1 protein-coding gene is annotated in these 9,872 nt (G+C 67.3%); it reads right to left on the minus strand.

Annotated elements, in window-relative coordinates; translation table 11 throughout:
* Positions 1-209: 209 nt before the first annotated feature.
* Positions 210-9,671, minus strand: coding sequence for a 4'-phosphopantetheinyl transferase superfamily protein (locus ABZW16_RS03940; RefSeq protein ID WP_354951857.1), 9,462 nt, complete (start codon positions 9,669-9,671; stop codon positions 210-212).
* Positions 9,672-9,872 lie beyond the last annotated feature (201 nt).

Genomic DNA, 9,872 nt, shown 5'->3' on the forward strand with positions numbered 1-9,872 from the left:
CGTGAACAGCCGGTGTCCTCATCATGAAACGTCCTTGCGCTCTTTGGTATCGGCAGCAACGTCGAAGGCTATCTCGACCCGCCGGTTCGCAGGCCGGTCCTTTACGAAATCTCGACGTCTATGCCCACTGTGGCGCAGCGTAACTCGTGCACTCGGCCGCGGCGGGCGATCGGGAGCCGATCGCCCTAAGGGGCGGTAAAGAATTGGGGTCATTTGCCCTCCGATTGGTCTGGGAGGCGGTGTTCGGTTGAGCGGTCACCGGTCGGGCCGGTGGGCAGGGTCGGGTTCGACTGCACTATTGCGGCGGTGAGGATTCGGTCGTCACATACCACGAAACGGCCCGACATCTCGGTGACCGGTGAACCGGATATCGCCGTGCCGTCGACGAACAGCTGAGCGTGGAAAGTGCCCGCATCGATGTCGAAGGTGAGCAGTGCGTCGCGGAAGCCGATCTTCGAGCGACCGGTCAGCTGGTACCACGCCTTGTAGACACTCTCCTTGGCGGAGAACAACACTCGATCCCAGTGCACGCCGTCGTGCCGGCCGACTTCCGCCAGCCACACCTGCTCCTCGGGGCGGGCGGCGATGCGCATCGCCCCTTCGGACATCGGGCCGTTGTCTTCGGCATCGATGCCGATCGACCGGATGTGCGCCGCATCCGCGACCACCGCGGCGTAGTAGCCCTCCTTGTGGGTGATGGCGCCGACAACTCCTGCTGGCCACAGCGGTTCCCCCTTGGGGCCGCGCAGGATCGGCGTCTCCGGAATGCCGAGACTCTGCAGCGCACGACGTGCCGCCGTCCGGCCATTGGTGGCCTCACGCACCCGGACATCGGCGGTCTTCTCGCTCAGCAGTACCGCGCGCTCTTCGGGCAGTAGCGATGCGGTCGGATCGTGACCGATGATCTCGGCGGTGTGCAATTCGGGTTCGGGAAGCAGGTTGCCGAGCAACCCGGGATCCTCAGCCGCGGATCCATCGACAATGAACCAGGTCGACTTTCCGGTTCCGTCATCGAGATTCGTGATCCCGGAGGTGTCGGATGGCGTCACGCGCTCTGGACGATGCTCGGGATTCCTGTCGATGACCTGCGTCAGTAGAAGTTTCGAACCCGGAATCGCCTGTAACTCGATGCGAACGGGATCATGGCCGAGAGCCAAGGCGACGGCCGCCGAGTCGGCTGCCGCGACCGCCACGGCATTCCGCTGATCCGAACTGCCCCACTGCAATTCGCGTAACTCCCGGGTTACCCGGTCGCGCACGGTTTCGGCATCGGTCACGGTGAGCTCGTGGTACCCACCCGGTGAGCCGAGGACGGTGACTCCGGACTCGGCCAGCCACGGTGCTACCGCCCTGCTGTGCAATTCGAGTAGGGCGGCGGCGGTTCGGATGGCATCGGGTCCGAAGTCGATCGCGGTGTATTCCGCCGTGGTCACCTGGTTCTTCCTGGCGAGCACCAGAGTCGCGCGGCCGGACTCGCAACGGATCGGGTTGAGTGTCAGAGAGATGGATAGGCGGTCGGTCGCGGCCTGTTTGCCGTCCACACCCACCCAGTGGTTATCGCCGAAACCGGCGAGCAACCCCGGTGCGTCCGAACCGCCGAGTGCGAGTATTTGCTCGGCCTCCGGCACGGTCGGCGCAAGCTTCCACAACTGGCCCTGGTGTGGGGATTCGAAGTTGACCGATGTGAGATCCACACCCTGCGAGGTCAGTTCGGCCCGCACCTGGGCCGTGAATTTCAATTCGTGTGCGGTGTCGAGGAAGGTCAGGCTGAACGGCGCTATATAGGTGGGTTGGCCGGCGACAACCCGCCAGACCCCGTATCCGGCGGGACCGTCGTCCGGGTTTTCGAAGGAGTTGTAAAGGTCGGGGTGGGTGAGGTCCTTGGAGGTGCGGATGTCGCCGGGTGTCGCGCCGAGTAGGAAGTAGTCGAGGTTCGGATTGCTGTTGTACGGCAGTCCGTCCGGGCCGCACAGCAGTCCGTTGGCATCGGCGGTGAGTGGGGTGACGGTAGTTGCGTCGCTCGGGGTGTGGACGAGTCCCTCGTCCGGGGGTGCGACGTCGTACTTGTCTCGGCTCGAGCGTACCCGTTCCAGCTCTGTCGCCTCCGCGGGGCGGCTGGTCGGATGGGCATGGGCCGGGTTATGCCCCTGCGGCCCATCCGGGTTGTCCGACCGGCCAGCCGGGTACTCCGCCTGCGGTCCGGTGGATTCCGGCTCGGGCAGCCCGGCGAGCGCGCGGTTGTACGAGTCAGCGGTGTTGACCAGCGCGTGGACATCCTGCAGCCGCTGGAGGAGTTCGACCCGCTGTTCGGTGACCGGTAGCGGCTGGTCCTGTGCGTTCAGGATGTCCCGCTGTGCGGCCAGGATCTGGCTCACCAGTGGTGAATCCAGCTCGGCACGTATACCTGTCTGATCGGCCACCTCCGCGCGGAGACCGTCGCGCTCGGCACGCAGCTGCTCCAGTCGCGGCGAATCCGCCCCGAGCTCGGCTGGTTCCACCTCGAGCCACTGCGCCATATCGTCGCGAAGGAACCTGAGCTGTGCGAGATTCGGATCTTCGGCAAGCGCGTCAGTCGCAACCGGTTCGGCAGTAGCCGGGTCGGCAGTAGCGGGGTCGGCAGCAGCCAGGTCGGCAGGAGAGGGGTCAGTCGGAACCCGGTCAGCCGCAGCCGGGTCGGCGGTCGCGACGGCGTCGGCGTCCGAGCCACTGGACGGCGGCTTCTCGACCTCGAACCACACACTCTTTCCGCCCGCTCGGTGCAGATCGACGCCCCATACCGCAGCCGTTTCGTCGAGCAACCCGAGGCCGCGACCGTGCGTGCCGATCTCCAGCGCACCCGATTCCCACGCATCCAGATCGATCTCCAATGCGTCGACGTCGAAGGTGTCGAACTCGCTCTCCTGTTGCCGCTTCGGCAGCCCGCGGCTGGCATCGTCGACGGCCCCCCTCAGATTCGTGTCATCCAGCCAAATTCGCAGGTGCGCACCGCCTTCCGGCGCATATCTGGCCACATTGGTGGCCAGCTCGGAAACCAGGAGCCGCACATCCTCGCGCTTTCCCTCCGGCCAATCGGTGAGTACGTCGACGACGGCACGACGCGCATCGCCCACCCCCTCTTCGACGGCACCGCGCGGCAGGGTCAGGTCCACGATCGGCTCGGGACGTGGCTGCGCATCATGGGATCCGGCCGATTCGAAGAGTTCGAACCACCTCGTTCTCGTCCCATCGCTGTGCAAACGGAAGCCCCAGGCTCCGGACTTCTCGTCGAGCAGTTCGGTGGCGCGGGACTCGGTCGGCGCATCCGGATCGTCGCGCACAGGCAGATCGCGGCTCTGATCGGTCACCTCCACCCGCTCGGTTCGGTTGCCGGGTTCCCCGAGCAGCGAGCGCCGCACCGTCGGGCTGTCCGTCGCGGTTCGGGTCAAGGCATCGGTCAGCTCGGCGCTCGACTCGGTCTGCGCGGCACCCGGCCACTGCGATGCTTCATCGATGGTCGGCGTATCCGGTTGCGTCTCAGACCAATTGGTGTGACGGTCGCGCAGGTCCGCGACGATTACCTCGGCGAATCGCTCGATCGGCACCGTCCGGCCCTGCTGCCCGGTCTGCGCCAGCTCGCGCCAACCGGTTCGGAAATCCTGATCCCACAGCGGATAGACGGTGAGTTCGACCGCTTCATCGCCGAACCGGCACTCGATGTACTCACCCTCGACATTGGTCCGGAAGCCGTGCAGCCGCCCGCGATTGATCCGGGCGCGATGGCGCAGGCCGTGATCGATATTGTCCTGCGCCACTTCGGGAGGCGAACCGAGGGGGTGGAATGCGGCCAGCGCCCTAGCGAGTTGCGGGATCTTGCGCGAGTCCACCGCGATCGCGACCTCACCCGGAACATGCACGCGCACATGACGTATCGGTTCGACCGCATCTGCGAGCCAGTGCGGCATACGGTTGGATTCGGTCAGTGTAAAGCTGGCATCGCCGACCGTCGCGTGCAGCTTGCGATCACCGGGGACGCCGGTCTGCGCCAGCACGATGCGCACTTCGCCGTCCGGATGCGCCAACTCCCGCTCGACGAGGTCGGCGAGCTCGAGCCCCGCGTCATCGATCTTGTCGGCGGGCCAATCGGGCAGCTGCTCGCCGAGCCAATCCCATGATCCAGCCGCGGCTTCCACCCGCGCGGCGGCATCGGGTGCGGCCTCGCCCGGGGCATGCACGACCAACTCCGAGCGGCGTCCCGATTCGTTATCTGGTGCTTCCGGAGGATCGTGTGCCGCTGGACGGTCGGGGCTGCGACCGGATTCCGCACCGGGCGTGGTCTGGCCGACCCTTAGGCCGCCGTCGGGCGGTGCCGCGGTCCGGTCGCCGACATTTTCGACAACCTGTCCGTCACGCCAGACCGCGGCCCAGGTGTCGACGACTTCGGCTCGGGAACCACCGGCCAGCTCCGGCAGCGATACCCGGCGGCCATCGCGACCGGTGAACGATTCCCGGCCCTGTGCGTCCAGGCCGTGGTAGGTGACCTCGACGCCGTCGAGAGTGAAAGTCCATGTGCCGTCGCCATTGTCGCGCACGTAGGTCAGTGTGTAGGCATGCGCGCCGACGCCGTGCTCGTCGACGGTGGCACGCTGCTCGACCACCCACGCCGTGGCACCGGGACCGGCGCCCTCGGCATGGATCAGACCTTCGGCGATGCGCCCGTGTCCGGTGGCCGCGGCATCGGTGCGGAAGCCCTCGAGCTGCGCCCCGTTCAGATGCGGGCGGATCTCATCGATCGACCGTCCGCTGAGATTGCCCGGCTGTGGATCGGGCACGCTCACCACGGGGCCGCGCTGGTCGGCATTGACCTGTCCCAGCGACTCCGGAACGCAGTTGTTCACCGCGGGCTGCGCTGCCTGCGGCGCGTTCAGATCGGTGACGGAGACGCGGCCGGATTCGTCGACCGTGACCTGCTCGAACTGCACGTCGACACCCTGTGCGGCCCAGGCGCGGCGCAGATCGGCACCGACAATGTGATCCGGTGCGGCGGACGGCGAGGCCACCACTATCCGGGTGGGATTGCCATAGACCACTGCAACGGCGTCACCGTGGCGATCCCCACCCACGACATCGAGGACGTCACGTGCGGCGACGGTCGCTGCCTCGTCCCGAACCCGTGCTTCGTGCTCGAGGGCGCGCGCATGTGCGGGCATGCGCCGGTCGAGCTCCGCCGACAGCGTCCGCGCCGCGGTGACCTGCTGCTGGGTGCGATCGCGTTCGGTGAAGTACTCGACCATCTCCTCGGGTGTGGTCGGGTTGCGGTTCGCGGCGGCGTCGGCGACCGCAATGCGACGGTACCGCTCCTGCAGCGCGGCATCGGTCATCTGCGCTGGTGTCAGCCGCTCGGGATCGGGTATCCCGAGTTGACGCAACGGCTCACAGACCTGATCCAGCGTGGCCGCGGTTTCGCCTGCCGCGGTGGCGATTTCGCGGCCGTAATCGACGAGCCGGGTAGCCACGGTCGCGCTCGTGGGCAAATGCTCGCGGGTCGCGCCCTGCGTCCAGCCCGATGACGTCCGCGTTGTGGGAGAGCCGGACCCAGCCGTACCAGGATGCTGCGCCACCGCCGAATGGCCCGGTGTACCCGCGGAACCGGATTCCTCCGGTACGACCGGAGACTCGGGTACGGATGGGCGTTCCCCGGTCCGTGCGCCGGCCGCTTCGGAAGCCTGTGCGGCCGACGACGACTCGGGCAACTCCGGAACCGAGGGCGACCCCGGCAGTTCCGCAGTCGGACCGGGCGACTCCGGCAGCGGACCCTTGGGCGGCTCCGGCAGGACGGGGCGCTTGCCGCCGGGACCCGGCTCGATGGCGGTGTCGCCCTGGTCGAGGGTGTAGTGGATGGTCGGGAGCTGGCCGTCGCCATTGCTTTCGACGGTGACGTCGAGGGTTTGGTGGCCGGGGTCGCCGGTGACCTTCGCGGAGACGTGGACGCCGCCGCGTGCCAAACCATGGTCACCGGTGTGGGATCGGGTGGCCTGCTTGGTGAGTCGCCGGACCTCCGTTTGCGCCTCGGCGATCTTGCCCTCCGGCCAGCCGTGCATGATTTCGCGGAGTTGCCCGGTGATGTGGGAGTGGCCTTGGCGGCCGTAGTACAGGGTGGTGCCGAAGCGGCGGGTCAGCCCGGCGTCGGCCGCGTGCGGATTCAGTTCGGGAGTGAAGCCGACGGTGAGCGAGCGGCGGCCGGTCAGCTTGCCCCACAGGCTGCGTTCGGCGCGATCGCCGGTCAGCTGCGGGCGGTTGGCGTCCCAGTCGTATCCGGCCTTCTTCGCCACCTGATGCGCCTGCTCGGAGGTGGCCTCGGGATGGCCGGCGAGGTGCTGGCCTTCGGCCAGTGCCGCCTCTAGCCCGATTATGTCCTCCCGCAGCGGTTTCCCGTTGATCAGCCGGTTCCACATTTCGGCAACGTCGGCAATCCGGTTCAACTCCGAATTCCGCATCAAATGGTCGCGAACCGTTCGCAGATTCGCGACGATCTCCGGCTCCGGCCGCACATTGCCGCCGGCATCACGCAACCAGGTCGAACCATCGGAATGCCGCGGCAGCAGTGCACCATCCGGATCCCGCACCCATTCCTTGCCCTTGCCGCGCACCCAACGCTTCGGATCACCGCCGGAATAGCGATCGGGATGTTGGGCGGCCTGCTCGGCGATCCGATGCACAAGGCTGTCGTGCTCGTCCACCCGATTGCGTTCGAACCGGTCGTACTCGCCCTCGGTCCATTCCTGAATCCGTTCGCGCGCCTGCTCATTCGCCCGCCAGCGTTCCCGCAGCGACTCGGCGATATCCACACTTTCGCCGGTATAGGGACGCTGCACGCTGCCGTCGAGATGGCCGGAGGCCGTGCTGGGCGGCGGGGTCGCGATCTCACGGCGGTGTAGCGGCTGCGGATCGGGTTGCGCGTCATCGAACCAGGCGTGCGTGCGGGTGCCCCGGATCACCGGAACAAGATGGATCCAGCGCCCGCCGCGCACCGCCGGAATCCACTTCGCGACACCGTCCAGCGCGAACGCGATGCGCGGATGCCGCCGCACGAAATCGGCCGACAATGGCACCTGTACCGATTTGCCGTGTGCGGTATTGGCGGGCAACCACTTGGTGGCGCTCAATATGGCGCGGCCGATCCAGGGCCGATTCTGGATGAGGTTGTGCACCCACGGATGGGTCGGAATCCGGTCGAGAATGCCCAGGCTCAGAATCCGCACGTGGAACAGATCCATACCCACCGGGGACTGCCACGCGTCCACGCCTTCCGGGACGGAGAATACGGTCTTCGAGAACGGCAGGTTCTCCGGAAATATGAATTCCGGATATTCTCCCGGCGCGAAATCGTGGAAGGGCGCCATGATTTCGTCGAATACCGGGATCATCGACACCTTGAACAGGAACGGCGGCTGCGGATCGGTCCACTTCGCCGGATACCTGGCCTTGCTGCCGGACTTCTCGACCGCACCCGCATCCGTCGAGGGCAGCCGCTGGACCTCCTGGAATCGTCCGTGCTCGTCGACAACGACCCGAATGAACTGCACATCCAGTGGCAGTGTCTCCGACTTCGCCAGTCCGAGTACCAGATTCAGATCCGTACCCGGCCGCAATGCCCGCTGCAACGCCTGCCGGTACTCGGCGGGCGAGGTGCCCGTGCCGAGCACGACAATGCGCTCGTACGGAAACAGGGTCGACGGCCGTGTCGCGGGCACCACCCCGACGCGATCCGAAATCGGCAGCAACTCGAGGGCATTGAGGGCGAGCAGGTTTGCGCGCTGTTCGGCGAATCGTGTCAGTTCGGCACCCGCCCGGTCCACCTCGGCGAGTGTGTCGCGCAGCGCGACGAACGCCGGTGGACTACTCGGCGACGCTTCGCGATAGCTGGGGCGCAACTGCGCCGGATCGGCCACCCCGAATCGATCGGCGAGCCGCTCGCGCGCATCCGTCGCATTGTCGACGGCCTCGACCAACGCCGGATGGCGATCGAGTAGCTCCTGTTGGCGGCGGGTCAGATCGGCGTGCGCTTCATCGAGTCGATCTAGTTCGAATTGTGCACGCACGAGAGCTTTTTCGGCGCTCTGCACATGCTTCTGGTCGGCGGGAACGACCTCGGTCCCCGGCTGCCCGGATTCGAGCTCGCGCAGGCCACTGTCCAGTTCCCGCACCGCCTCGCGACCTATATCGCGCTGCTCCTCGGCGACCCGAAGGAAATCCCGAACCTGTTGCTGAGCCGCGGCCGACCGGTCCCGATCCTGGATCGCACCGTCGAGCAGATCGAGTTGTTCGACATCGCGCTGGAACTCGCGGACCTCGTCCGCACCGCCGAGCGCATCGGTCAACTGGTTCTCCAGTTGCCGGAGGTGCTCCTGCACCGCCTCGCGTGCTTCGGCCAGCTCGGTCAGCTCCAGCCGAATACCCCTGACCCGCAGGCTATTCGCCCGGCTGTGCAGTTGATCGGCGTGCTCTTGCTGCTCGCGCGCCCGGTCCTGCAATTCTTGCGCCCGCTGCTGGTCACCGGCGGTGCGGGCCAGGTCGGCCTCGGCCTGCAGGCGGGTCGCCTCGTTGCGCGCACGCGACTCGGCGGTGAACACATCCCGGAAGTCATTGCGCGACTGTTGGATTTCGGCGCGTCGCGGGGGCGGCGACTGCGCTTCTCCGGTCGAAGCGTGCTCGCCCGATGCCACGGGCGGACTGTGGGCGGTCGGTTCCTCGGGACCGCGCCCGGCACTGTGTTCATCCGATGCGCCGACGCGCAGATTCCCCTCCGGCGCCGCCGCGGTACGGTCGCCGACATTCTCGACAACATGTCCGTCGCGCCACACCGCGGCCCAGGTCGCCGCGGTTTCCTCGCGTGAGCCATTGGTCAACTCGGCCAGCGATACCCGATCGCCATCGGCCGTGACGAACCATTCCCGGCCACCGGCGTCGAGTCCGGTATAGGTGACCTCGACACCGTCGACCTTGAAAAGGTAAGTGCCGTCCCCGTTATCGCGGACATAGGTCACCGCGTACGCATGCGCGCCGACACCGTGCTCGTCCACCGTCGTGCGCTGATCGAGCACCCAGGCCGTCGCACCCTCGCCAGCACCCTCGGCGTGTATCAGCCCCTCGGCGATGCGCCCGTGCCCGGTCGAATCCGCGTCGGTGGCAAAGCCTTCCAGTTCGGCTCCCCGCAGATGCGGCTGCACCTCCCGCAGCGGCATACCCGCCGGATCGTCTGCCGGATGATCGGGCACATCGACGACACCGCCACCGTCCTCGCGCCGCTGATCCGCATTGACCTGCCCCAGCGACACCGGCACACAATTGTTCACGGCTGAACCAGCGAGCGCCGCCGCCGCACCACCCGCGGCGATCGCACCGGACGGCACCGCTGGCAAAGCCCGCTGGCTGCTGCCGTCGGATTCCTCCAGGGTGTAGCGCCGAAGGCCGACTTGTCGTCCGTCGCCGTCGGTTTCGACCTTGACCACCAGCCGCTGCTGCCCCGGCTCGCCGCGCACCTGCCCCGAGACATGGACGCCGCCGCGCGCCAACCCGAGGTCACCACGATGCGATCTGGTCGCCTCATGGGCGAGTTCGGCCACCTCGGCCTGGGCCCGGGCGATCTTGGCCGCGGGCCAGCCGCGCATGATGTCGCCGAGCTGCCCGCGCACCTGTCCGAAATCGCCGAAATGCCGACCGTAGTACAGGGTCGTGCCGAACCTGCGGGTGCGCGCCGGATCCGGTGCGTACGGGTCGAGCTCGGTCGTGGCCCCGACGCTGAGGGGCCGGCGACCGGTCAGTTTCGCGGGGAGGCTGCGCTCGGCCCGATCGCCGGTCAGCTGCGGACGGTTGCTGTCCCAGTCGTATCCGGC

The organism is Nocardia sp. NPDC004604 (assembly GCF_040609795.1).
GTDB lineage: Bacteria > Actinomycetota > Actinomycetes > Mycobacteriales > Mycobacteriaceae > Nocardia.